16 protein-coding genes are annotated in these 23,717 nt (G+C 72.0%); 9 read left to right on the forward strand and 7 right to left on the reverse strand.

Annotated features, from left to right (window positions below; genetic code table 11):
* Positions 1-56: 56 nt before the first annotated feature.
* On the forward strand, positions 57-812 hold the full coding sequence (locus tag FRCN3DRAFT_RS0217025; protein ID WP_027140668.1) for an ABC transporter ATP-binding protein: 756 nt from the start codon (positions 57-59) through the stop codon (positions 810-812).
* Positions 809-1,642 carry an ABC transporter permease gene (locus FRCN3DRAFT_RS0217030; RefSeq protein ID WP_007512011.1) on the forward strand — a complete coding sequence of 278 codons (834 nt, stop codon included), beginning with the start codon at positions 809-811 and terminating at the stop codon, positions 1,640-1,642. Before FRCN3DRAFT_RS0217025 ends, FRCN3DRAFT_RS0217030 begins: the two co-directional genes overlap by 4 nt.
* 5 nt (positions 1,643-1,647) lie before the next feature.
* On the opposite strand, the gene FRCN3DRAFT_RS0217035 is transcribed toward FRCN3DRAFT_RS0217030, so the two are convergent.
* The gene (locus tag FRCN3DRAFT_RS0217035; RefSeq protein WP_007512012.1) at positions 1,648-2,346 is read right to left on the reverse strand and encodes a vWA domain-containing protein; all 699 of its coding nucleotides are present in this window, start codon (positions 2,344-2,346) and stop codon (positions 1,648-1,650) included.
* A 332-nt stretch (positions 2,347-2,678) separates the two neighbouring features.
* Between FRCN3DRAFT_RS0217035 and FRCN3DRAFT_RS0217040 the strand changes: the two genes are divergently transcribed.
* Both FRCN3DRAFT_RS0217040 and FRCN3DRAFT_RS0217045 read left to right on the forward strand, forming a co-directional pair.
* Entirely contained in the window at positions 2,679-3,425 is a 747-nt protein-coding gene (locus FRCN3DRAFT_RS0217040; RefSeq protein WP_007512013.1) for a CoA transferase subunit A, read from the forward strand.
* Positions 3,422-4,063: a CoA transferase subunit B gene (locus FRCN3DRAFT_RS0217045; RefSeq protein ID WP_007512014.1), complete on the forward strand. Its 642-nt coding sequence runs from the start codon at positions 3,422-3,424 to the stop codon at positions 4,061-4,063. Before FRCN3DRAFT_RS0217040 ends, FRCN3DRAFT_RS0217045 begins: the two co-directional genes overlap by 4 nt.
* 148 nt (positions 4,064-4,211) lie before the next feature.
* Here FRCN3DRAFT_RS0217045 and FRCN3DRAFT_RS0217050 read toward each other — a convergent pair whose 3' ends face one another.
* Both FRCN3DRAFT_RS0217050 and FRCN3DRAFT_RS49585 read right to left on the reverse strand, forming a co-directional pair.
* Positions 4,212-10,229 carry a WD40 domain-containing protein gene (locus FRCN3DRAFT_RS0217050; protein ID WP_084174258.1) on the reverse strand — a complete coding sequence of 2,006 codons (6,018 nt, stop codon included), beginning with the start codon at positions 10,227-10,229 and terminating at the stop codon, positions 4,212-4,214.
* Between the two features lie 117 nt (positions 10,230-10,346).
* Positions 10,347-12,482, reverse strand: coding sequence for a serine/threonine-protein kinase (locus FRCN3DRAFT_RS49585; RefSeq protein ID WP_007512016.1), 2,136 nt, complete (start codon positions 12,480-12,482; stop codon positions 10,347-10,349).
* 139 nt (positions 12,483-12,621) lie between these two features.
* Here FRCN3DRAFT_RS49585 and FRCN3DRAFT_RS0217060 point away from each other — a divergent pair, with 139 nt between their 5' ends.
* Positions 12,622-13,557 (forward strand): aldo/keto reductase, encoded by a 936-nt coding sequence (locus tag FRCN3DRAFT_RS0217060; protein WP_007512017.1) that lies wholly within the window; start codon positions 12,622-12,624, stop codon positions 13,555-13,557.
* A gap of 235 nt (positions 13,558-13,792) precedes the next feature.
* On the forward strand, positions 13,793-16,984 hold the full coding sequence (locus FRCN3DRAFT_RS57745; RefSeq protein WP_007512019.1) for an AAA family ATPase: 3,192 nt from the start codon (positions 13,793-13,795) through the stop codon (positions 16,982-16,984).
* On the opposite strand, the gene FRCN3DRAFT_RS0217070 is transcribed toward FRCN3DRAFT_RS57745, so the two are convergent.
* Positions 16,981-17,523, reverse strand: a complete 543-nt coding sequence (locus FRCN3DRAFT_RS0217070) for a hypothetical protein (RefSeq protein ID WP_007512020.1) — start codon at positions 17,521-17,523, stop codon at positions 16,981-16,983. The two genes, FRCN3DRAFT_RS57745 and FRCN3DRAFT_RS0217070, sit on opposite strands and share 4 nt — an antisense overlap.
* 134 nt (positions 17,524-17,657) lie before the next feature.
* On the opposite strand from FRCN3DRAFT_RS0217070, the gene FRCN3DRAFT_RS0217075 reads away from it, so the two are divergent.
* Both FRCN3DRAFT_RS0217075 and FRCN3DRAFT_RS44890 read left to right on the forward strand, forming a co-directional pair.
* The gene (locus tag FRCN3DRAFT_RS0217075; protein ID WP_007512022.1) at positions 17,658-18,332 is read left to right on the forward strand and encodes a response regulator transcription factor; all 675 of its coding nucleotides are present in this window, start codon (positions 17,658-17,660) and stop codon (positions 18,330-18,332) included.
* 38 nt (positions 18,333-18,370) lie between these two features.
* Complete coding sequence (locus FRCN3DRAFT_RS44890) at positions 18,371-19,846, forward strand: sensor histidine kinase (RefSeq protein WP_232794066.1); 1,476 nt, start codon at positions 18,371-18,373, stop codon at positions 19,844-19,846.
* Here the strand turns inward: FRCN3DRAFT_RS44890 and FRCN3DRAFT_RS0217085 are convergent.
* Positions 19,764-20,732: an alpha/beta hydrolase gene (locus tag FRCN3DRAFT_RS0217085; RefSeq protein ID WP_007516464.1), complete on the reverse strand. Its 969-nt coding sequence runs from the start codon at positions 20,730-20,732 to the stop codon at positions 19,764-19,766. The genes FRCN3DRAFT_RS44890 and FRCN3DRAFT_RS0217085 overlap by 83 nt on opposite strands.
* Positions 20,733-21,114: 382 nt before the next feature.
* Here FRCN3DRAFT_RS0217085 and FRCN3DRAFT_RS0217090 point away from each other — a divergent pair, with 382 nt between their 5' ends.
* Positions 21,115-21,939: an alpha/beta hydrolase gene (locus FRCN3DRAFT_RS0217090; RefSeq protein ID WP_007516462.1), complete on the forward strand. Its 825-nt coding sequence runs from the start codon at positions 21,115-21,117 to the stop codon at positions 21,937-21,939.
* Between the two features lie 77 nt (positions 21,940-22,016).
* Here FRCN3DRAFT_RS0217090 and FRCN3DRAFT_RS0217095 read toward each other — a convergent pair whose 3' ends face one another.
* Both FRCN3DRAFT_RS0217095 and FRCN3DRAFT_RS0217100 read right to left on the reverse strand, forming a co-directional pair.
* Positions 22,017-22,652, reverse strand: a complete 636-nt coding sequence (locus tag FRCN3DRAFT_RS0217095; RefSeq protein WP_007516459.1) for a response regulator — start codon at positions 22,650-22,652, stop codon at positions 22,017-22,019.
* A gap of 87 nt (positions 22,653-22,739) precedes the next feature.
* A complete protein-coding gene (locus tag FRCN3DRAFT_RS0217100) occupies positions 22,740-23,711 on the reverse strand; it encodes an LLM class flavin-dependent oxidoreductase (protein ID WP_007516457.1) in 972 nt (323 codons plus the stop codon).
* Positions 23,712-23,717 lie beyond the last annotated feature (6 nt).

Below are 23,717 nucleotides of genomic sequence, written 5' to 3' on the forward strand. Positions count from 1 at the left end.
ACAACCGCTCCCGTGGGGGATCCGCCACCGACGTGGCCGTCCCTACCGTCCCGGCCATGCGATCGAACCTTCCACAAACCGGCCTGACATTTGAGGCGCTGACGAAACGGTTCGGCACCGTGGTCGCGCTCGATGACGTCACGTTCACGGTGCCGCCAGGGACAGTCACCGCTCTCGTCGGCCCGAACGGCTCTGGCAAGACGACCTCGATGCGCATCGCGCTCGGGCTGGCCAGCCCGAGCGCGGGCCGGGTACTGGTCGGGGGCCAGCTTTACCGGCACCTCGATGCCCCGCTCACCCGGATCGGCTCGCTGCTCGACGCCACCGCCGTGAACCCCGGCCTGACCGGCCGCACCCATCTGCGCTGGCTGGCGGCGGCGGGTGGCATCTGCGCGGCCCGAGTCGACGCGCTCCTCGAAGAGGTCGGTCTCGGCACCGCCGCCCGCCGCCGGGTCGGCGGATATTCGCTCGGTATGAAGCAGCGGCTCGGCGTTGCCGCGGCCCTTCTTGGCGACCCACCGATTCTCATGCTCGACGAACCGATGAATGGACTCGACCCGGAAGGCATGGTCTGGTTTCGCCGGTTGGCGAGGAGCCTCCGCGACGAAGGCCGGGCTGTTCTCGTCTCCTCGCACCTGATGCGCGAACTCGAAGGCATCGCCGACCGCGTCGTCGTGATCCACCGCGGTCGCATCGCCGCCGACGCCAGCATCGCCTCGCTGCTGACGGGCAGCCCCGACGCCGCCGACCGTCCCAGTCTCGAAGACGTCTACCTGCGAGTCGTCACGTCACCCGAGGAGGTCCGTCCATGACCCCGAACTCCATGACCCCGAACTCCGCGACGCCTCACCGTCCCGGGACCGTCCGGACTCGTCCCAGGGTCGTCCGGGCGGAATGGATCAAGACCGTCGGCAGCCGCGGCATGCTCACCGCGATGGGCCTGCTCGCCGCACTCCCGGTCGCGTTCTCCGCGCTCGTCGTCGCCAACACCCCCTCCACCGACCCGCCCGGCGTACCCGGCGACGACGACATCGTCGCCAACACCCTCGTAGGCGTGCTCGTCGGCGTCATCATCGCCGCGGTCGTCGGCGCGACAGCGATCGGCAACGAGGAACGCTCAGGCATGATCTCGACCAGCTACACCGCGACCCCGCGTCGCCACCGGGTGATCCTCGCCAAGGCGTCCGTCGCCGCCGCGATCACCCTCGTCATCGGCATCGCCTCGTCCTGGGCCTCCTATCTCGTGGCCCGCCCGCTCCAACGAGGTCAGGGTTATGTCGCCCCCAGCTACCCCGAACCCGACCTGTTCAGCGGGCCATCCCTGCGTGCGATCGTCGGCACCGGACTACTGACCGCCTTGATCGCCGTCTACGCCGTCGGCATCACCGCGATCGTGCGGCGTACCTCGGTCGCGATTCCGGTCGTCGTCGCGACGCTCCTGCTACCTGGCCTGCTCGCCAGCAGCGACCGCATACAGGAGTTCGCACAGCGCTGGACACCGTTCGGCGGCTTCTCCATCCAACACACCGTGCAACGCCCCGACTACTTTGCCGGCCCCTGGCACGGCCTGGCCGTCGCCGCGGCCTACACCGCCGTCGCCCTCGCGGCCGCCGTCTCACTTGCTCATCGCCGTGACAGCTGACGGGGTCACAGACGATGGGCGATTGTTGAGATGATCTCTTCGATGTAGACGTCGTCGAGGCCGTGGCCGGCGCGGGAACGGGCGTGCAGCGTGTTGTCCCAGGTCTCGGAGATGCCGGTCCAGGGAGAGTCGTCGGGGGCGAACAGCACCAGGTGCTTCGCCGACGGGTCCATCAGCGCGGATGTGCTGTCCTCGTGGCCCCACTGGTCGAACAGCGCGTCGAAGTCCTTGGCGATGTTCTTGGGGTAGTGGGCGGTGGCCTTGGACCGGTGCAAGCCGAGCGGGTGTGCCGGCGCGTCGGTGAACATGACGATGACGTGATGGGCGCGGGGCAGCTCGCGCTCCCAGGACGCCTGGATCGCCAGCGCCAGCGCCTCCAACGCCGACTCCGGCGCGTCGCCACCACCGGTCGCGCGCAGCGCCCGCACGAACTTCTGGAACTGTTTCGCCTCCTTCGGGAGCATGAAGAACTCCGACTCCGCGATGGCGTCGTCCGCCCGGTCCCCGAAGTCCCGGAAGGCGATGACCTTCAGCCGTAGTTGGCCCAGGGACTTGCCCTTCGCCGCGACCGTGTCGGCGAGGCGGTTGTGGAACGTCAGGGCGTCGTTCTTCACCGTCTCGATGATCGAGGACATGCTGCCGGTCACGTCGATGCACAGCACGATGTCGACGGCGTACGGCGGGTTTTCCCGCGGGCGGCTCATGCTCCGGAACCCCTCCTCGCGGGACGGCGGTCCGGGAAGGATGTCGAGAGCCGCCCCAGGGGACATGCTGACCCCGCGGCGGCGTCGCCCAGCGCGGAGTGTCGCGAAGTTGATCCGCTCCCGAGCGGCGGGGTGGGCGGGCGCGATCAGCGGGTGGGCTGGGACGATCGACGGGACGGGCTGGGACGAACAGTGACGAGGTCGAGCCGGCCGGCGCTGGACGGGTCCAGATCGGCACCACTAACCTGACGACGGTTAGCGGGCGCTAACTGGTGGGCTGTCGTCGGGCAGGATGGTCTGACCTGGTGGGCGACTCGGGAGGCGGGTGAGCGGTGGACAAGGTGGTGGCGGTCGCGGCCGACGCGGTGGCGGGCATCGGCGATGGCGCGTCGTTGGCGGTCGGCGGCTTCGGGTTGTGCGGTATTCCGAGTGTGCTGATCCAGGCGCTTCTGGATGCCGGCGTGACCGGGCTGCGGACGGTCAGCAACAACTGCGGTGTGGACGGCTGGGGCCTGGGCATGCTGCTGCGCGCCGGCCGGATCGCGCGGACCACCGGGTCCTACGTCGGGGAGAACAAGGAGTTCGAGCGGCAGTTCCTCGCCGGCGAGCTCGAGGTCGAGCTCGTCCCGCAGGGGACGCTCGCCGAGCGGCTGCGTGCCGGCGGCGCGGGCATCCCAGCCTTCTACACCCCGGCGGGCGTCGGCACCCAGATCGCCGACGGTGGCCTTCCGCTGCGCTACGACGGCAAGGGCGGTATCGCGCTCGCCTCCGAACCCAAGGAGACCCGCGTCTTCGACGACACGGAGTACGTGCTGGAGCGGGCGATCGTCTGCGACTTCGCGCTGGTCCACGCCTGGAAGGGCGACCGGCACGGCAACCTGATCTACCGGGAGAGCGCGGCGAACTTCAACCCGCTGTGCGCCTCCGCCGGCAGGATCACCGTCGCCGAGGTCGAGGAGCTCTACGAGCCGGGCGAGCTGGACCCGGCCGAGGTGCACACTCCCGGCATCTTCGTCCAGCGTGTCCTGCACGCGCCCGGCGTCGAGAAGCGCATCGAGAAGAGGACGGTGACGGCATGAGCCGCACGCGCGCCCAGCTGGCCGCACGCGTCGCCCAGGAGCTTTCCGACGGCCAGTACGTGAACCTCGGGATCGGGCTGCCGACGCTCGTCCCGAACTACCTTCCGCCGGGCGTCACCGTCGTCCTGCACAGCGAGAACGGCGTCCTCGGCGTCGGGCCCTACCCGACCGAGGACGCCGTCGACCCGGATCTCATCAACGCCGGCAAGGAGACGGTCACCGTCCTGCCCGGAGCGGCGTACTTCGACTCGTCGGCCTCGTTCTCGATGATCCGCGGCGGCCATGTCGACGTGGCCGTGCTCGGCGCGATGCAGGTCGCGGCCAGCGGCGACCTGGCCAACTGGATGATCCCGGGCAAGATGGTCAAGGGCATGGGCGGCGCGATGGACCTCGTCCACGGCGCCCGCCGGGTCATCGTCATGATGGAGCACACCGCCAAGGACGGCAGCCACAAGCTCGTCGAGACCTGCACCCTGCCACTCACCGGCAAGGCCTGCGTCCACCGCGTCATCACCGACCTCGCCGTGCTCGACGTAGTCCCCGGCACCGGCTTCGTCCTGCGCGAGCTCGCGCCCGACGTCACGGTCGACGAGGTCCGCAAGGCCACCGGCCCGGACATCACCGTCGCCTTGGACTGAGATCGCTTACCAGGGCGCACTCCATGGGTCATTGAATCTCGCGTTCGGCCGGTCTGGAAGGTCGTGCGCCTGGCCGGCTTCGCTGCCGTAAAGCCGGCCAGGCGACCATCCGGCGCCGGCCGCTTCATTTGCTCCCTACTGCCAGCATTCATCCTTCTGCCGACGGCGGCGGAATCGCCCTCAGACCCTCGACATACGGGTCGAGCTCTCCCGGGCCGAACCGACAGAGGCGTAGCTGCCACCAGAAATCGCCGTCGACCTCGCCCTCGGCCGTGTAGCTCCCGTCCGGCCAGAGCGTGGCCCAGCCACCGTTCCTCAGGCCGAGAAGAATGGCACGCAGCTGCCCATTCGCGAGCTCCCAGAGCCGGCAGGTGCCGTCGCGACTGATGCTCGTGGCGGTAAGGCCGTCCGGGGATATCTGTACGTCGGTGACGTCGTCGAAATGTCCGTGCAGAACGTGTCGGGTGGTGCCCGTGGTGGTGTCGCAGATGCGGATGGTTCCGTCGATGCCCGCGGTGGCGAGGTGGATGCCGTCGGGGGAGTAGGAGACGGCCCGAATCCAGCCGGCATGTCCTGCGAGGGTGTGTTGGGTGGTGCCGGTGGTGGTGTCCCAGATATGGACGGTTCCGTGGCTGCCGGCGGCGAGGTATAGGCCGTCGGGAGAGTAGGCAAGGGCTTGGATCGTGTCGGCGTGTCCTGCGAGGGTGTGTTGGGTGGTGCCGGTGGTGGTGTCCCAGATATGGACAGTTCCGTCGTCGCAGGCGGTGGCAAGGTGGATACCATCGGGAGAGTAGGCAAGGGTGCGGATCACTCCGGTGTGTTCTGTGATGGTGCGTTGGGTGGTGCCGGTCCCGGTGTCCCAGATTTGGACAGTTGTGCTGTCGCCGCCGGCTGCGAGCTGTGAGCCGTCGGGAGAGTAGGCAAAGACCAAGCCCCAGCTGGCGTGTCCCGTCAGGGTGTGTTGGGTGGTGCCGGTGGTGGTGTCCCAGATATGGACAGTTCCGTCGTCGCTGGCGGTGGCGAGGTGGGTGCCGTCGGGGGAGTAGGTGAGGGCGCGGACCGGGCTGGCGTGTCCCGTCAGGGTGTGTTGGGTGGCACCGGTGGTGGTGTCCCAGATGTGGATGGTTCCGTCGTCGCGTCCGGCCGCGAAAGAGCGGCCATCCGGCGAGTACATGAAGACCGTCAGGCGGGTGTTCCTGGAGGCGGTGTGTTGGGTGGTGCCGGTGGTGGTGTTCCAGATATAGGCGGTTCCGTCGCTGCTCGTGGTGGCGAGCTGTGTGCCGTCGGGGGAGTAGGCGAGCGCCCAGACCACGCCGGTGGATCTTGTGAGCGTGTGTCGGGTGGTGCCGGTGGCGGGGTTCCAGATATCGACGGCTCCGTCGAGGCGTGTGGCGGCGAGCTGCGTGCCGTCGGGGGAGTAGGCGAGTGCTTCCACCCCTGGGAAGTGTCCGGCCAGGGTGTGTTGGGTGGTGCCGGTGATGGCGTCCCAGATATGGACGGTTCCGTTGTCGCCTTTGCCGGCGAGCTGTGTGCCGTCGGGGGAGTAGGCGAGTGCCCAGACCATGCCGGTGTTTTCGGCCAGGGTGTGTTGGGTGGTGCCGGTGGTGGTGTCCCAGATTTGGACGGTTCCGCCGGTACTCGCCGTGGCCAGCTGTGTGCCGTCGGGGGAGTAGGCGAGTGCCCAGACCATATCGGTGTTTTCGGTCAGGGTGTGTTGGGTGGTGCCGGTGGTGGTGTCCCAGATTTGGACGGTTCTGTCGCTGCTGGCGGCGAGGTGCAGGCCGTCGGGGGAGTAGGCAAGGGTGCGGACGATGCCGGTGTTTTCGGTCAGGGTGTGTTGGGTGGTGCCGGTGGTGGTGTCCCAGATGCGGACGATCTTGTCTCCCATGGCAGCCGCGATGCGGTCGTTGCTGGGGGAGAAATGGATCAGTTCGATTCGGCCGGTGTCGGCAGTGAGCGATGCAACGATCGTTTCGGTTTCTGTGTCGACGAGGACGAGCATGTTGCCTGCCGCGTAGGCGAGCAGGCTGCCGTCTGACGAGAAGGTGGGAGCTGAGGCCGAGGCTGAGGCTGGGCGTATCCGAACGGCCGGGGCGTCGCGACCGGTCATCCCGGCCGCGCTCAGCGCAGGGTGGTCGGAGGTCTCAACATCCAGGACACAACCGACGACAGCCGCTCGGTACCAGAGGCTGCCTTCGACGGCTATGCCGAGCAGGGAGCAACGGGTCAGTCGGCTTTGGGTGAGGTCGGTGCCCACCAACCGCGTGCCGTCGAGGTTCGTCTCGGTGAGCGTCGCCCGTACCATGATCGCCCCGTCCAGCCGGGCGCCGCGTAGCACGGTGTTCGTCAACGTGGCGCCGGTGAGGTCGGCGCCGGTGAGGTCGGCATCGGTGAGGTCGAGGCCGGAAAGGTCGGCACCGTCCAGCCGGGCACCGGCGAGCCGGGCACCGCGGCTGGCCTCGCTGTCGAGCGTGCGGGCGAGGGTGAGGGCGTTGTGTCGCGCGGCGTTGGTTGCCGCCGGGTTGCCAAGGACCACCCGGGCCCAGCGGACGACACTGCCGGTCCCCGCGAGGTCGGCGACGAACGAGGCCATCAGGGTCGACATCACGCGGCGGTCGAGCAGGTCGAAGACGCCCCCGCTCGGGGTGCGCAACCCCTCGGCGCAAGCGGTCGCGACCAGGTACTCCATGACCGATTGGTGCACGAACGTGAAGGCGTCGTCGCCAGCGCGCACGAGCAGGGTGCCGGAGCCGACCTGGTGGGCGGCATGGTGCTTGTCCAGGCCGTGGGCATCCAGCGTGGTCAGGACGCGCTCAGTGATCTCGGCGAGCTGCCGGCTGCTGACGGTGCGGTCGGTGGACTGCCAGAGCTCGAGCGCCAGCGCCTTCACCGCTCGGAAGCGATCGTCGGTGGTGAGTCCGGGCACGGCACCGGTCGGATGCGCCCGGCGTGACTCGGACTCCATCCAGGCGTCGAGCAGCTCCGTGTACAGGTCGGCCGGCGTCATGGTGCCGGTGGCGGCCTGGACATGGCGCAGCCGGTCCTCGTCGAGGCGGGCGATGAAGCTGAGCATGCGCGGGTTGCGGGCAAGCCCGAGTAGCCCCTCGAGGCCGCGGATGAAGGCGAGGCGTTGCCTGGCCTGGTCGGCGTCGCCGTCGTAGAAGCGGGTCAGGAACTCCTCGATCTGCGCCTCGGTGAAGTCGTTCAGCTCGATGACGCGCCGGCCGGTGGCCAGATCCAGCCGCTGGGCGAGCGCGGTGCGGACCTGGTCGTCGGAGCGGAAGTGCTGGCTTCTGCTGCTCAGGACGAGCTTGGCCTGGCCTTCGAGCGCGCCGAGCAGCGTGGTGAGGTGCTCGGCGGCGCGCTCGTAGGTGACCCGCAACGCCAGCTCGTCGAAGCCGTCGAACAGCAGGACGACCCGGCCGCTGCGCAGCATGTACCGGAACCGTTCCTGGTCGAAGCGGCTCACGCCGTGGCCGACGAGGTGCGCGGCCACCAGCTCGTCCAGGCCGAGGGACTTCTCCAGGCTGCGAAGCTCGACGAGCATCGGGATGACGTGCGGCAGGCGTTCGGGCAGCGTTCGCGCGAGTTCGTGCAGCAGGAAGGTCTTGCCACGGCCGAAGTCGCCGAGGACGAGCACCATCCTGCCCTGGTCGTCACCGATCCATTCGGTGAGCTGATCCAGCGCGTCCCGCTCGGCCGTGTCGGCGCCGCCGCGCACGAGGTCGAGAGCTCGAAATCCCTGCGGTAGGTACAGCGACGGTGGGTAGAGGGGGTCGCGATCGAGACGGCCGGTCTGCGCGTCCACATACGAACGCAGGTCGATGAGCCCCTGGTATTCGACGAAGCTCATCAGTTGGATGCCCTGGCGGTAAGCGGCCCTGACCAGCACGGCTGGCGCCGGCGCGCCGCCGTAGACGAGGACCGAGACCAGACTCGGGTCGAATGCGCCGTACACGTTGTGTACACGCGTGGCGAACAGGTCGACGTCCGCCGGGTCCGCTGCGCCCTCGAGCACTCCGACCGGATGCTGGGCGACGATCGCGCCGTCGCGTGAGGTCACCCGGAGGTATCTGGGGCTGTCCGCGGTCGCGGCGATCTCGATGACCGTGGCCGATCCGTGGCTGGCGGCGTGGCGCAGCCGAGCCACCTCGGCGACCCTGTCGATCAGCCGCTCCCGCGTCGCCGGCTCCGACCTGTGCGACGTCAGCGCCTCCTTGATCGCTCCCTCCAGGGCCCGGTCCTCTGCCAGGGCGGCGGGGAAGGTCGCCTCGGTCGCCTTCCAGGACTGTGCGAGCCGCCGGCCGCCCGTGCCGTCGACGTCGTCCGAGACGGTGAGTACCGGCCAGTGCGTGAGCCGCGGCCCGGAGGTCGCCGGATCGCCAGTCGATGCCTGCGTTGCACGTGTTGGGCCGCTCGGCGGCGGACCTCCACTGTCATGCCACCGGCGAGACGCGGTATCCCACCCGCGCGTTCTACGGGTCATACCCGCCGGGTCGATCCGCACCAGGCCATAGGCCGGACCGTCGGCGTCGGGTGTGGGGGCGTCCCCGGTCCGCCTGGCGCCGGGGCCGGGCCTTCGGGCAACGGGTGCCTTGGCTGCTGCCTCCCGTACCCGCGCGCCGAGCAGGATCGATTCGACCCGGTAAATCTGGTTGGCGCTGAGATCTCCGGTGAATGCTAGGTTCAGGCCGCGGTATACCTGCTGGGCGCCACTGATGTCGTCCCAGGACGGGTCCGTTCTCAGTAGCTGGTGAATGATGCCCAGCCGTAGCCAGTCGCGGCGCGCGTAGTCGGCGAGTCGCTCGGCAAACCACCGAGACTGGGCGTCGCCCAACTCGGGACGATCGTCGTCCGGGCTCGTCGCCGCGATTGTCGAGTTCACTCCAGCGATCACGAGTCTCAGCTCGTCGACGCGGAACAGCGACCATTCTTGACCGATGGTGAACACGGGCCCGTCCGCCGACGTCGCCCGGACGTCGCCGTAGAACTCCTCGATCATCGCGGCGTAGTGGCGCCATTTCGGGAAGAACGGTGGCTGCGGCTCGACCTCGTCCGCCTCGCAGCTGTCGAAGTAGGCACGGCACGCCGCCGGATTGACATCCCTGCGGCCCGGCACCATCGCGAGCCGAGTTCTGGGCAGGCCCCACTCGCCGAGCAGCCGGTCGAACAGCTCGACGGCCCGCCGGTACTCGCTCGCGCGGCCGTGCTCCGCGAGGTCCCCGGTCACGACCACGAGATCCGGAGCCCACCCGGCGCCGAACCCGGCCACGTCCCGGGCGATCAGATCTCCCAGTTCGTCGACCGGCACCGGTGTGTCCGCCTGGCCGGCCCGGAGCGAGGGCAGGTGCAGAACCGTCACGCAGTCGCGCGGCGCCCTTACCGCCGACGGCGCGCCGGGGCCGCCGGGGAACGGTGCTGGCGGGGCGACAGCTTCCGCCGGTGCCCCGGACGTCTCGCGGGATGGCCCGGGCCACGGCACCGTTGCCGGCTGGCCAGGCGGCCGGAGGCCGGCGAGCAGACGTTCATCCGCCTGAATCTCGTCGCAGCCGACGAGGTCGAGCGGCATCAGCGCCTTCAACAGGGGTGTGAGCGCGCAGTGGCCGACGATGACCGGAACGAGGAAACCCTCGCGCTCACGCGCCTCGTCCAGGGCGGCCCGCCGCTGGGCCGCGCCGTGTGTGCCGTTGGCGAGATAGTGCTCTGAGACGATGGCAATGACCCGGTCGGCGCGTGCGAGCGCGGACTCGGTGCGTTCGACGAGGTTGCTGCCCGCTGGCCAGTGCCATTCCTCGTATTCGACATCGTAGCCGGCGCGCTGGAGCCGGTCGGCGATCCACCGAGCCCAAGGCCGGTCCGGCCCAGCAACGCTTACGAACAGCCGCTCGGCACCGCTGCTGCCGGTTCCATCCCCCATGAACAAAGCGTGGCAGACCCTGTGCGCAGTACACCGTCGGGCTCGCCGGCGCACGGCCTGACAACGGCGCGGATCGCGTCGGGGAGTGGGTGCCGGGCGCCCCCTCGTGAGCTTCGTCCGCCGAGGGGGAGGACCAGCTCGCATACTCGGCCGGCGATCTTTGGCGCCCCTGGACGCTGCCGGCCGCGTTGATCGCGGGCCGGGTATGCGTAAATACGACAAATCGGGGTGTGTGGCATCGGTTGGCATACCCAGGTGGCGATCATGGCCTGAGTTTCGCCGGTCGAACCTCGGTGATCGCCGCCAGTGGACGAGAACGAGCGTTCGGCCACCTGCCCGCCGCTGTCCCCGGAGATCTGCGGGAGGCTAGTAGTTCGGGACCGGGACCTTGGGGCCGAGGCCCACGGAGTTGCGGGCCTGGATGGCGGTCACGTATTCCGGGCATCGGCCCGCCGGCATGCAGTGCGTGTAGACCGTGCCCGTGGTCGTCACGGTGTACGGCGGGTAGTTGGGGTTGTCCCGCGTGATGGTGACGACGTAGTCGACGCTGCCGGCACCGCCGCGGTCGGCGGGTGCGGACCAGCGCACCGTCACGGTGCCGGAGCCGTTGCCCGCCAGTTGGTCGACGGTGGCGACCACTCCCGTCACCGGGCCGGGCGGCACGCAGCCGACGGCGTTGACGGCGGCGGAGTCGGCGCTGCCGCCGGGGCCGACGGCGGTGACGACGAACGTGTGGGTGTCGCAGTCGGGTACCGCGACCGTGACCTGGCGGGCGGGGGGCACGGACCGCCCCGCCGCGCCATCGCCGCTGATCCGGTAACCGGTGACCTCGCCGCCGGACGGTTGGTTGATCGTGAGCAGGACGACACCGGAGCGCGGGGCGGCCGTGACCGACGGCCGCGCCGGCGCGGGCACCGACGGCGCGGCGGGGGTCCTCGCCGTGGTGGCCCTGCTGCCGAAGCCTGCGCCGGGACCCGTCGGCGTCGGCGATGGAGCGGCTGTCGCGCTCCCGTTTCCGTCGTCGGACGTCGCCGCCGACGGTGTCGTCGGTGACGTGGACGGGCCGCCGCTCGCCCCGGCTCCCGCCGCGCCGACGGACGAGGACGCGGCTATCCCCGAGGTGTCGCCGGCGAGGTCGGCCTGCTGGCCGTGGCGCAGCACCGCGGCCAGGCCGGTGCCGACGAGCGCGAGGACGAGGACCACCACGACCGGGATGAGCACCGCCGCGCGGCGTGGGAACCAACGACCCGCCCGTCCGGCCTGGTTCGGGCCCGGCGGGATCGGTTGGCCCAGGCGCCAGGAGCTGGACCGGGGCGCGCTGGTACGGGTGGTGAACACGTCGTCGGACTCGCCGGTCCCCGCGCCGGATTCCGGCCCGGACTCCAGTGCGAGACGGCTGGCGCCCGTCGGATCCGGCGAGACCGGGCCGGTGAGCGCGTACGGGCCGCGGGGGCCGCTGGTGCGGGTGGCGTTGAGGTCCGGCGTGGGTTCCGCGTCGCGTTCGGGGTTCGCGTTCTGTCCGGGGTTCGCGTTCTGCTCGGGCTTCCCGTTCTGCTCGGGCTTCGCGTCCGGCCGGGGCGTCGGGCCGGACGTGCCAGCGGCCGCGGGCGGAGCCCACGGACGGGCGGGCAGGCCGGCGAGCGTGGGGGCGAGCACGGCGAGCGTCGCGGCGGCGTGCTCGGCGGTCGGGCGCAGATGAGGCTGCTTGGCGAGCATCGCCAGGACCGCGTCCCACAGGGGATCAGCCAGCCCGTCCGGCCGGGCCGGTGGCTCGTTCAGGTGGCGCAGCAGCACGGTCACGGCCGGGCCGCCGACGAACGGCGGAGATCCGGTGAGCAGCTCGTAGAGCAGGCAGCCGGCGGAGTAGACGTCGACGGCCGGCGTCGACGGTTCGTGGGTGGCGAGCTCGGGGGCGAGGTAGGCGGGGGTGCCCAGAAGTCCGGTGCTGCGGGTGAGTGCCGGGCCTTCCAGCTGGCGGGCGATGCCGAAGTCCGTCAGCACGGCGTCACGGCCGCGCAGCAGCACGTTCTCCGGCTTGACGTCGCGGTGCACCACCCCGGCCTCGTGCGCGCGGCGCAGGCCGAGCAGGATCTGCCCCGCCAGCCGGGTCGCGTCCGCCGGCGGGAGGGCGCCCTCGCGGCGCAGCAGGGCGCGCAGGTCGCCGTCGGGAAGGTGGTCCATGACGATCCCGACCCGGTCGCCCTCGGCGATGAGGCGATGGATCCGCACGACGTGCGGGTCGGCGATCCGGGCGACCAGCTTGCACTCCTGCAGCAGCCGCGCCACCACCTGCGGCTCGTCGGCCAGCTCCGGCCGCAGCAGCTTGACCGCGACCGTCTCACCGTCCGGCCCGACCGCCCCGCGCACCTCCCCGGTCGCGCCCCGCCCGAGCAGCTCCCCGATCTGGAGGTCTCCCAGCACGAACCCCGCCGGAGCGGCCAGTGCCAGTGGCACCGATGGCGCGGCCTCGTCGGTGTCCGCGCTACCCGGATCGATGCTCACCGTGGCCCCCGCGTCTCACGGGGTGATTCTCCCACATGTCGCATCTGCCGGGATCTGTGTTGCGACGTGTGTGCGCGAGCGCCACCACCAGCAGGGTCGTAGTGTCGCCGTCGGGAGCTGGGATCTTTCGGGAGGGCGCATGCGGACGCGACCACTGGGCGCGACGGGACCCGCCGTGTCGGTCGTCGGGCTGGGCTGCAACAACTTCGGCATGCGCATCGACGCCGAGGCGAGCGCGGCCGTCGTGGGGGCGGCGCTCGACGCGGGGATCACCCACTTCGACACCGCGGAGATGTACGGCGGGGGGCGTTCGGAGGAGTTCCTGGGCGCCGCGCTCGGCCCGCGCCGCGACGAGGTCGTCATCGCGACCAAGGTGATGAGCCGCCCGAAGGGCGAGCCCTACACGCCTGGCATCCTGCGCACCCGGATCCTGGAAGGCGCCGAACTCAGCCTGCGCCGGCTCGGCACCGACCGGATCGACGTTTACTACCAGCACTTCGTCGACGCCGAGGGCTCGAACGCCGAGGCGATGGAGGCCCTCGACGATCTGGTCCGCGCGGGCAAGGTGCTGCACGTCGCGTGCTCGAACGTGACCGCCGCCGAGATCGAGGAGCGGGCGGCGTTCGCCGAGGAGCGCAAGGTCGCGGCGTTCACCGCCGCCCAGGTCGAGTGGAGCCTGCTGAACCGCGCCGTCGAGGCGGAGATCGTCCCGGCGGCGGTCAAGGCCGGCATGGGGATCATCCCGTACTTCCCGTTGGCCTCGGGCCTGCTGTCCGGCAAGTACGCGGCGGGCCAGCCGTTCCCGGCCGGCAGCCGGCTGGCGGCGGCGCCGTACTTCGCCCAGGCGGCGACTCCCGAGAACTTCGCCTACATCGACGACCTGACCGCGTTCGCCCGCGAGCGCGGCCGCACGATCCTGGAGCTGGCGATCGCCTGGCTCGCGGCGCAGACCGGCGTCTCGTCCGTGATCGCCGGCGCCACCCGACCCGAGCAGGTCGCCGCCAACGCCGCCGCCGCGGCCTGGGAGCTCACCGCGGAGGATCTCGCCGCGCTGCCTGAGCCACCCACGGCCTGACCGGCCACGGTCTGACCGGTCCATGGCGTCGCCGCGCCAAGGGCGCCGCGGTGAGGGCCCGCGGTAAGTCCTTCTTTTCACACCCGTGTGATCGGGCGCCGGGTCAGCCTAGGATCGCTATCAGCGCATCGCACCCCACTTGTAGGTAGTTGCGCCTGGTCGCGGCGATCCCTGCCCGCGATCGGGCGGCGACCGGTGGCCCCTCGCGGGGAGAAGAGAATAGGTCGTTCGACACGTGTCGGTGTCAGGTCACGGTTGGTCAGGTCACGGCGGACCGGGACCACGCCTGGGCGGTGGCGGTGTCGGCCTGGTCGGGCGGCGGGAAGCGCTCGAGCTGGTCGACACGCTCCTCACCGGGCTCACCAGGCCTGCCCCGACCGGCGCGGCCTGGCTGCTGCGCGGCGGCCCGGGCATCGGCAAGACCGCGCTGCTGGACGCCGCCGCCGCGCGGGCCGGGGCCGAGGCGATCCAGGTACTGCGGGTCTCCGGCGTCGAGTTCGAGGCGGACATCGGCCTCTCGGCGCTGCACCAGATGCTCTACCCGCTGCGCGACCTGGTCGACGACCTGCCCTCCGGCCAGCGGGCGGCGATGAACCAGGTGCTGGGTCTGACGGACGGGCCATACCCCGAGCCACTGGTGGTCTCGTCGGGGGCGCTCGCGTTGCTGGTCGCGGCGGCCTCGAGGACGCCGGTCCTGATGCTCGTCGACGACATCTCCTGGATCGACACCTGGAGCGCGACCGTCCTCGGCTTCGTCGCCAGGCGGATCGCCGGCCATCCGATCCTCTTCCTCGCCGCGGCCCGGCCTGGCGGTGACACCGTCTTCCACCGCATCGGGCTGCCCGAGCTGGAGGTCGCTCCGCTGCCGGGCGACGAGGCGGCGGCGCTGCTCGACGCCCGCCACCCGGGGCTCGCGCCGCGCGCCCGGGAGCGGCTGCTCGGCGAGGCGGCGGGCAACCCGCTCGCGCTGCTGGAGCTGCCGGCGCTGCTGACGGAGCCACAGCTCGCCGGCCGGGAGGTGCTGCCCGCCCAACTGCCGCTCTCGCGCCGGCTGGAGGCGCTGTTCGCCAGCCGGGTGCGCGCGCTGTCGGTGCCGACGCACCGGCTGCTGCTGATCGCCGCGCTCGAACCGGCCGCGGACCTGGTCACCGTCCTGCTCGCCGCCGGTGGGGCCGACGGCCCAGGCGGGGCCGACGCGCCCGCGCCGACGATCGACGACCTCGCGCCGGCCGAGGCGGCCGACCTGGTCCGCGCGGACCATGCCGACGGGCAGGTCGTGTTCCGCCATCCGCTGATCCGGTCCGCCGTGGTGCAGATGTCGTCCAGCGCCGACCGGCGGGCCGCGCACCGTGCGCTCGCCCGGGTGCTGCGCGCCCACCCGGACCGGCGGGCCTGGCACCTGGCCGAGGCGGCGCTCGGCCCGGACGAGGAGGTCGCGGACGCGCTGGAGGAGGCGGCGCACCGCGCGCTCGCCCGCGGCAGCGCCCCGGCGGCGATGCGCACCCTGATCCGCGCCGCCGGGCTCACGCCGGCGCCGGTCGACCGGGCCCGCCGGCTCGCCGAGGCCGCCTACAACGCCAACCGCTGCGGCCAGCTCGACATCGCCAACCGGCTGCTCGGCGAGGCCCGCCGCATCCATGCCGCGACCGAGACGACGGGGGCGCGGCTCAGCCACGAGGCGGCGACCGAGGCGAGCCTGCTCGCCTACCGGGAGGGCGACGTCGATGCCGCCCACCGGCTGCTCGTCACCGCACTGGCCGCCGCGGACAGCGCCGTCGAGGCCGACTGGGTCAACGAGACGCTGTTCATGCTGCTGGTGATGTGTTATCACGGCGGCCGCGCCGAACTGTGGGAACCGCTCGTCGCCGCCCGCGCGCGCCTCACCGCCACCGCCACCGCCGCCGCCAGCGGCGGCGGGAGCGGCGCGGCGGGCGGCGTGGGCGCCGGGGGCGACACCTCGGGCGGCGGCGGGACGATCCTCGTGGAGCTGATGTGGCTATGCCACGACACCCTGGGCGACCCGGCCCGCACCGCCCACGGGGCGCGCGAGCGGCTGCGGGCGACGGCCGCCGGGCTGTCGTCCGACCCGCAGCCCTGGCAGGTGAGCCGGCTGTGCTTCGCCGCCCAGTATGTCGACGCGCTCGACGAGTACCGCGACCTGTGCCGGCGGATGGTCGCCCGCGAACGTGACGACGGCTCGATCATCAGCGTGATCAGCGGGCTGACGTTCCTCGCCGTCGACTTCTACCTGCGCGGCCAGTGGGACGAATCGGCCGCGATCGCCGAGGACGGCCTCGGCCTCGTCGCCGCGTTCGGCTACCAACTGCTCGCCGGCGCGTTCCGCTTCGTCCTGGCGATGATCGCCGCGGCCAGGGGTGACCTGGAGGCGGCCAGGGTGTACAGCGACACGACCGCCGCCTGGGTCGAGCCGCGCCGGATCGTGCAGCAGCAGGCGTTCGTCTGGCACGCCCGCGCCGTCGCCGCGCTGGCCCAGGGCGACTACGAGGACGCCTACGCCCACGCCGTCCGGATCAGCCCGGCCGGCACGCTGGTCTCGCACGCTCCGCACGCGCTGTGGGCGGTCGGCGACCTGGTCGAGGCCGCGGTGCGCACCGGGCGGCTCGACGAGGCACGGGCCCATGTGGCGGCGGCGAAGGAGGCGGACCTCGCGGCCGTCTCGCCGCGGCTGGCGCTGCTCGTCGCCGGCGCCGAGGCGTTCGTCGCCGACGGCGCGGACCGGCAGGCCAAGGCGTTCGAGGCGGCGCTCGCCGTGGCGGACGCGGCCCGGTGGACGTTCGACCATGCGCGGCTACAGCTCGCCCACGGCGAGGCGTTGCGGCGCGACCGGGAGATCATCCGAGCCCGCCGGCCGCTGCGCGAGGCCCTGGAGACGTTCGACCGGCTCGGTGCCCGCCTGTGGGCCGACCGGGCGCGGTCCGAGCTGCGCGCCGCCGGTGTGACGGTCGCGGCCCGGCCACTGTCCCCATCGGCCGTCGGCCTGGCCGCCGAGCCAGGCGGACGCGGCCTCGGCGGGCGCGGACAAGGGCGCGGGCGCCGCCGCGGGTGCGGGTCCCGCCGCGGCGGTCGCGGCCGGGCCGGGCCGGTCCGCTGGCCGGGTCGAGCGGCTGACGCCGCAGGAGCTGCAGATCGCCCAGCTCGCCGCGACCGGGCTCACCAACAAGCAGATCGGCGAGAAGCTCTTCCTCGGCCACCGCACGGTCAGCGCCCACCTCTACCGGATCTTCCCCAAGCTGGGGATCACCTCCCGGGCCGCACTGCGCGACGCCCTCGACGCCTACGCCGCCGACCTCGCGGACGCCGCGGAGTAGGTGGACCAGCCGCGGGCGGCCGCGAGCACCGGGCGGAACCGCGCCCTCCGTCAGGGAGACGCGGTCGCGCCCGGGTGCCGCGTGCGCCCGCGCGTTAGTCCTGGCGGCGCTGCGCACCTTCCGTCGCGCAGACGAATCCCTTGTCACCGGTGCCGTCGCCGGTGCTGCCGCCCACGACCGCCAGGACAGGACCCTCGGCCTCGCCCGGCTTCGGCAGCGCCTCGGCGTCCGCGCCGGTGTAGACCTTGCCGTCCTTGACCACCATCGGGACGCCGGGCTTGGTCTCGCCGACCAGCTTCCCGTCGAGGTAGACCTTGCCGTCCTTCACCTGGAGGTCCGGGGCGCCCGGCGGCTTCGGCAGCGCTTCGGCGTCCTTGCCGACGTAGACCTTGCCGTCCTTCACCGCCACCGGCTCGCCGGGCTTGGCCGTGCCGACCAGCTTCCCGTTGTGGTAGATCTTGCCGTCCTTCACCTGGACGTCGTCGACGCCCGCGCCGCCCGGTGCGGGGCAGGTCGCCGGGTGGCCCGAGGGACCCTCGGAGCCGGGCAGGGCCCCGGCGGCGTTGGCGGCCGCGGCGCCCGTGCCGGCGAGCCCCAGGGTGATCGCGCTGACGAGGACGATCCGGCGGATGCGCATGGTGCACCTCCTGTTTCTCGGTGGCCCCCTCGTTGGGGCCGGCGCCAGCGTCCCGTTCGCCGGCTGAGGCGCTCCTGAAGCCGGCTGAAGTGATCTTCAGGTCGTCTTGAGGTCCGTTCCGTCAGGCTGTGGTCATGCGAGTGCTGCTGGTGGAGGACGAGGAGCGGTTGGCCGGCCTGCTGCGGGGCGGGCTGGCGGAGGAGGGATTCGCGGTCGACGTGGCGCACAACGGCCGCGAGGGCCTGTGGATGGCGACCGAGCAGCGGTACGACGCGATCGTGCTCGACGTGATGCTGCCGCTGCTCAACGGGTACGCCGTGTGCCGCCGCCTGCGGGAGGCCGGCAACTGGACGCCGATCATGATGCTGACGGCGAAGGACGGCGAGTACGACGAGGCCGAGGCGCTGGACACCGGCGCGGACGACTTCCTGTCCAAGCCGTTCTCGTACGTGGTGCTGCTCGCTCGGCTGCGCGCGCTGGTCCGGCGCGGCGGGCGGGAGCGACCGGTCGTCCTGACCATGGGCGACCTGTCGGTGGACCCGGCGGGCCTGCGCTGCCGCCGCGGCGAGACGGAGATCGCGCTCACGCCGAAGGAGTTCGCCGTGCTGCACGCGCTCGCGCGGCGCCCGGGCGAGGTGGTCTCCAAGGCCGAGCTGCTCGAACAGGCCTGGGACTTCGCCTACGACGGCGATCCGAGCATCGTCGAGGTGTACATCAGCGCGTTGCGCCGCAAGATCGACGCGCCGTTCGGCCGGTCGAGCCTGGTGACGGTGCGGGGAGCGGGCTACCGGCTGGACGGGGGCTCCTGATGCGCTGGCCGGGTTGGCAGGGCTGGTCGGGTTGGTCGGTGCGGCTGCGCGCGACCGTCGTGGCGACGGTGATGGTCGCGTTGGCGCTGGGGGCCGCGGGCGCCGTCCTGGTCCTGACGCTGAAGGGCAGCCTCGAGTCGGGCGCCGGCCAGGAGGCGGCGCGGCGGGCGGACGCGGCAGCCGCCAGTCTCACGAAGGGCGAGGAAGGAGACCAGCCCGGCCAGCCAGGACTGGTCATCACCAGCTTCGTCGCACCTGACCCCGACGTGCGGGTCGAGGGCAGTGCCAGCATCGAGGCCGGCGCCGCCGGCGGCCCGAGCATGTCGGTGAGCCTCGGAGGCGGCGTGGCGGCCGGGCAGGCCTGGGGGTACGGCTACGCCACCGCCGAGCGCCTGGTCACCACCTCGGCGGGGCCCGTGACCGTGTCCGCGCGCGTCTCGCTCGAACCGGCCCGCGCGGCGCTGACGGTGCTGCGCAACCTGCTCCTCGCGGGCCTGCCCGTCCTGCTGCTGCTCGTCGCCGGGCTGACCTGGCTGCTGACCGGGCGGGCGCTCGCCCCGGTCTCGGCGATCCGCTCGACGTTCGCCGACATCACGGCCACCGACCTGCACCAGCGGGTGCCGGTGCCCCGGTCGGGCGACGAGATCGCCCGGCTGGCGCGGACGATGAACGCGACCCTCGACCGGCTGGAACGGGCGGTGGAGCGGCACAGGCGGTTCGTCGCGGACGCGGCGCACGAGCTGCGCAGCCCGCTCGCGATCCTGCGCACCCGCCTCGAGCTGGGCCGGCGGCAGGCGCCAGGGTTGGTGGGGGAGTCGCTCACGGACGTCGACCGGCTGCAGGCGCTGGCCGCCGACCTGCTGCTGCTCGCGAGGCTGGACGCCGGCGAGCCGCTGCGCGCCGACGAGGTCGACCTGGGCGAGGTGGCCGCCGAGGAGGCGTCACGGCCCAGGCGGGAGGACATCCGGATCTCCCTGGATGTCGCGCCCGACGTGGTCGTGGCCGGGTCGGCGGCGCACCTGCGCCGGATGGTCGGGAATCTCGTCGACAACGCCGTGCGGCACGCCGAGTCGACGGTGACCGTGCGGGTCGTGGCGCCCGCGACCGTGCAGGTGTCCGACGACGGCCCGGGCATTCCCGCCGAGCATCGCGAGTCGGTGTTCGACCGGTTCACCCGGCTCGACGAGACACGGGCCCGCGACGGCGGTGGCAGCGGGCTCGGCCTGGCGATCGCCCGGGACATCGCGCGCGCCCACGGCGGCACGCTGCTGGCGGTCGAGCCAGCCAGCCGGCCGGGCGATCAGCCCGGTGACGGCGCGCCGGGAGCGTGCCTGCGGGCCGAGCTCCCGCGCGTCGCGGGCGGCCAGGCGCGCGCGCTGGCCACGGTGGAGGCCGCGGCCGGGGCCGCCGCGCCCGCTGGCGCTCGGCCGGTCAGACCGCGAGGGCCCGGCGCAGGAAGAAGATGGCCTGGGCGATGGCCGCGTCCGCGGCGCAGGTGGAACGCAGGGCGTTGAGCACGACGAAGCCGTGGACGATGCCGATGTAGCGGACGGCGGTGACGGTGACGCCGGCCTGACCCAGCCGGGCGGCGTAGGCCTCGCCCTCGTCGCGCAGGACGTCGGCCTCCGCAGTGATCACCAGCGCGGGCGGCAGGTCCGCGAGCGTCTCGAGGCCGGCCCGCAGCGGGCTCGCGAGGATCTCGGCGCGGCTGGCCTCGTCGGGGGCGTACTGGTCCCAGCTCCAGCGCATCAGGTCACGCGACAGCACGTAGCCGTTGGCGAACCGCTGATAGGACGGGGTGTCGACGTCCGCGTCCGTGACCGGGCAGAACAGCACCTGGGCGGCGAGCCGGGGGCCGCCGTGCTCCTTCGCGAGCAGTGTCACCGCCGCCGCGAGCCCGCCACCGCCGCCGTCACCGGCGACGGCGATGTTCTCGACGTCGAGGCCGTTGTCCGCGCCGTGCTCGGCGACCCAGCGGGCGGCGGCGAAGCACTGGTGGACGGCCGCCGGGTAGCGGGCCTCCGGCGCCCGGTCGAACTCCGGGAAGACCACCGCCGCCTGCACGCCGACGGCGAGCTCGGCGACGAGGCGGGCGTGCGTGTTCGCGTCGCCCATCACCCAGCAGCCGTGCAGGTAGAGCACCACCGGCAGCCTGCCGGTCACGCCGATCGGCCGGACGATGCGCACCCCGACCGTCACTCCGGCCGCGGCCGGCCCGCAGGGGATGGTCAGCTCCCGCGTGTCGACGGCGGGGGCGAGCGCGGGGCCGGACTGGATCTCGTCGAGCCACCGGCGGCGCTCGGCCAGCGACACGTGGCGCGGGTCGAGCGACTTCGCCGCGTCCTCGACGAACGCGCGCGCGGCCGGCTCCAGCACCGGGTCATGGGCGGAGTTCGGCATGAGCGGCTCCTGGAAGGTCGACGGCTTACTTCCGGTGCCAGACTCATGGCTCCGACCACCCAGGTCATCCGTCATCTAACTGTCCCCGCGGTGATCCTTTGACGTTCCGGCGGCAGGCGCGCGGACCGTTCTCGCCGAGCCCTGCGCTCCCCGGCCGTGGGGACGAGCGCCCAGGAACGCGTAGCCTGACGGGGGAGTCGCCCGGCAACGGATACCCAAGTTCGACGGTGACTTCACGGTGCGCGGCACAGTCGACTGACTGAAGGCAGGCTCCCGCGCGAGGCCGCATCGTTGTACGCAACATCCCGCCCGGCCCGAACGCCCAGCCCTGACGACGGGGCGTGGACAGCAGCCGGGGCGGCCGAAGCAAGGGGGCACACCGATGACCGATCCCACCCGCATCCCCGTCGTGTTCGTGCACGGGCTGTGGATGCACCCGTCGAGCTGGGACAGCTGGATCGAACTGGTCGACGAGGCGGGCTACAGCGGCCTCGCGCCGGGCTGGCCGGGTGACGCCGCCACCACCGAGGCGAGCCGTGAGAACCCCGGCCCGCTCGCGAACCGGGGCATCGCCGAGATCACCGAGCACTACGCCGAAGCCATCCGCGCGCTGCCGCAGGTCCCCATCGTCATCGGCCACTCGTTCGGCGGCCTGATCGCGCAGCGCCTGCTGGGGATGAACCTCGCCCGCGGCGGCGTCGTCCTCTCCCCGGCCCAGTTCAGGGGCAACCGCAAGCTGCCGCTCGCGCAGTTGCAGTCCGGCTTTCCGGTGCTCGGCAACCCGGCCAACAAGAAGAAGACGGTCCTGCTGACCCAGGCGCAGTTCCACAAGGGGTTCGCGAACGCCGTCTCCCGCGAGGAGTCCGACGACCTGTGGACCCGCTACGCCATCCCGGGGCCCGGGCTGCCGCTGTTCCAGGCGGCCACCGCGAACTTCTCCAAGAAGACCGAGGCGACCGTCGACGTGGCCAGTGAGCGCGGCCCACTGCTGATCATCGCCGGTGGCAAGGACCGGACCGTGCCGGCCGTGACGTCGAAGGCCGCCTACGGCCAGTACGCGAAGAACCCGTCGGTGACCGAGTACCACCTGTTCGAGGACCGGGCCCACTCGATGGCGATCGACAAGGGCTGGCGCGAGGTCGCCGACGTGGCGCTGAGCTTCCTGTCCCGCCAGGGGCTGGCCGCCACGTCGCAGCAGGTCGGCTGACCGGTTGGCCGTACAGGCGAGGCGCCTTCCGGGTGAACCCACCGGGAGGCGCCTCGCCGCACGTCCGGCGCCGTGCGCTACCTGCCGGCCTTGGTGGCGAAGACGGCGGCCTGGGTGCGGCTGGTCAGGCCGAGCTTGACCAGGATCGAGGAGACGTAGTTCTTGACGGTCTTCTCGGACAGGTGGATCCGGCCGGCGATCTGCCGGTTCGTCAGGCCCTCGGCGACCAGCCGCAGGATCTCACGCTCCCGGACCCCCAACGTGGCCAGCTTCGGGTCCCCCGTCGACCCCTCCCGCAGACGGGTAAGGACCCTCTGCGTGACCGCCGGGTCAAGCAACGACCGGCCCGCGGCGATCTCACGGATCCCACCGACGAGATCTGTCCCCCTGATCTGCTTGAGCAGGTAACCCGCCGCACCAGCCATGATCGCGGAGAACAGGGCGTCGTCGTCGTCATACGACGTCAGGATCAGACAACCGATCTCCGGATGCGCCGAACGGATCTCACGGCACACATCGATACCGCTGCCGTCCCCCAACCGGGCATCCAGCACGGCCACATCCGGCGACACCGCCGGAATCCGCCGCAACGCCTCCTCCGCCGTGGACGCCTCACCCACCACCCGCAGATCACCCGCGTCCTCGAGCATCTCCCGGATACCACGCCGAACGATCTCGTGATCATCCAGGAGGAACACCCGCGGACCATTCATGATCCACACGATACCGCGCCGGCCGGAACGGGACGGACACCCTGGCGAAGCCGCCGTGACGGTAGCCCTGCTCGGGCGACTGGGCTCCTAGGCGAACGCCGGTAGTACCTCGTGCTCAAACAGCCGCAGGCTCGACCAGGCCAGCTCGACCGGAATCCCCCCGCAGAACGGATGAAAGTGGGCGAAAGGCGCCGGCGTGGCCTTCAGCTCCTCGACGTACTGATCAGGCGTCAGCACGCGGAACCGGCCGGCCGACCGCAACGCGTCGGCGTCCGACAGCACGCGGTAGGGAGTCGCGATGTCGTCCTGGGCCTGCCAGGCGCCGTACGCGTTCGTGTGGTGCAGGAAGAAGGGCGCCAACTGCCGCCAGCCCTCTTCGGGGTCCTTCGCGAGTGCCACGGTCCCGGTCGCGCCCGTCGAACCGGGTCCCGGGTCCGGACGCCCGAGCCGCTGGACCTCGTCACGGTAGAACTCCCAGACCCGCGGGTCCGTGGGGACGAAACCGTCGGCGATCCGTGCCGCCCGCCGCGCCGCGCCCTCGCTGCTGCCCCCGAGCGAGATCGAGGGGCCGCCGGGGCGGAAGGGCGCGGGCGTGAGGTGCACGCGGCGTCCGCGGTACTCGAAGGGCTGGCCGGTGAAGGCCGCCTTGAGTGTCGAGACCACCTCGGTGACCCGGCGGGGACGTTCCTTCATCGGCACGTCGAAGAGCGCGAACTCCTCGCGCACGTAGCCGGCGGCCACGATGAGGTCGACCCGTCCTCTGCTCAGGTTGTCGAGCACGATCAGGTCCTCGGCCAGCCGCAGCGGGTCGTGGAACGACGCGATGAGTGCCGTGATGCTGAAGCGGACGTCCGTCGTGCGTGCCGCCATCGCGGCGAGCATCGGGACAGGGCTCGGTAGGTAGCCGTCCGCCGATCCGTGGTGCTCCGCGACGGTGATGGTGGTGCAGCCCAGCCGGTCCGCCCACTGCGCCATGTCGAGGGCGGCGGCGTAGCGGTCCGCCGTCGAGGTCTGGGCGAACTCCGGGTTGCGGAAGTCGAAGTGCAGGCCGAAGCGCATGCCGGC

This window comes from Pseudofrankia saprophytica (assembly GCF_000235425.2).
GTDB classification, from domain to species: domain Bacteria; phylum Actinomycetota; class Actinomycetes; order Frankiales; family Frankiaceae; genus Pseudofrankia; species Pseudofrankia saprophytica.

Excerpts from the sequence above, each read along its gene's own strand:
- FRCN3DRAFT_RS0217030 (WP_007512011.1), top strand. The coding sequence starts at position 809 with ATGACCCCGAACTCCATGACCCCGAACTCCGCGACGCCTCACCGTCCC.
- FRCN3DRAFT_RS0217025 (WP_027140668.1), top strand. The coding sequence starts at position 57 with ATGCGATCGAACCTTCCACAAACCGGCCTGACATTTGAGGCGCTGACG.
- FRCN3DRAFT_RS0217035 (WP_007512012.1), bottom strand. The coding sequence starts at position 2,346 with ATGAGCCGCCCGCGGGAAAACCCGCCGTACGCCGTCGACATCGTGCTG.
- FRCN3DRAFT_RS0217070 (WP_007512020.1), bottom strand. The coding sequence starts at position 17,523 with ATGCGCATCCGCCGGATCGTCCTCGTCAGCGCGATCACCCTGGGGCTC.
- FRCN3DRAFT_RS0217075 (WP_007512022.1), top strand. The coding sequence starts at position 17,658 with ATGCGAGTGCTGCTGGTGGAGGACGAGGAGCGGTTGGCCGGCCTGCTG.
- FRCN3DRAFT_RS0217060 (WP_007512017.1), top strand. The coding sequence starts at position 12,622 with ATGCGGACGCGACCACTGGGCGCGACGGGACCCGCCGTGTCGGTCGTC.
- FRCN3DRAFT_RS0217050 (WP_084174258.1), bottom strand. The coding sequence starts at position 10,229 with ATGCCAACCGATGCCACACACCCCGATTTGTCGTATTTACGCATACCC.
- FRCN3DRAFT_RS0217085 (WP_007516464.1), bottom strand. The coding sequence starts at position 20,732 with ATGCCGAACTCCGCCCATGACCCGGTGCTGGAGCCGGCCGCGCGCGCG.
- FRCN3DRAFT_RS0217045 (WP_007512014.1), top strand. The coding sequence starts at position 3,422 with ATGAGCCGCACGCGCGCCCAGCTGGCCGCACGCGTCGCCCAGGAGCTT.
- FRCN3DRAFT_RS0217095 (WP_007516459.1), bottom strand. The coding sequence starts at position 22,652 with ATGAATGGTCCGCGGGTGTTCCTCCTGGATGATCACGAGATCGTTCGG.
- FRCN3DRAFT_RS0217100 (WP_007516457.1), bottom strand. The coding sequence starts at position 23,711 with ATGCGCTTCGGCCTGCACTTCGACTTCCGCAACCCGGAGTTCGCCCAG.
- FRCN3DRAFT_RS0217090 (WP_007516462.1), top strand. The coding sequence starts at position 21,115 with ATGACCGATCCCACCCGCATCCCCGTCGTGTTCGTGCACGGGCTGTGG.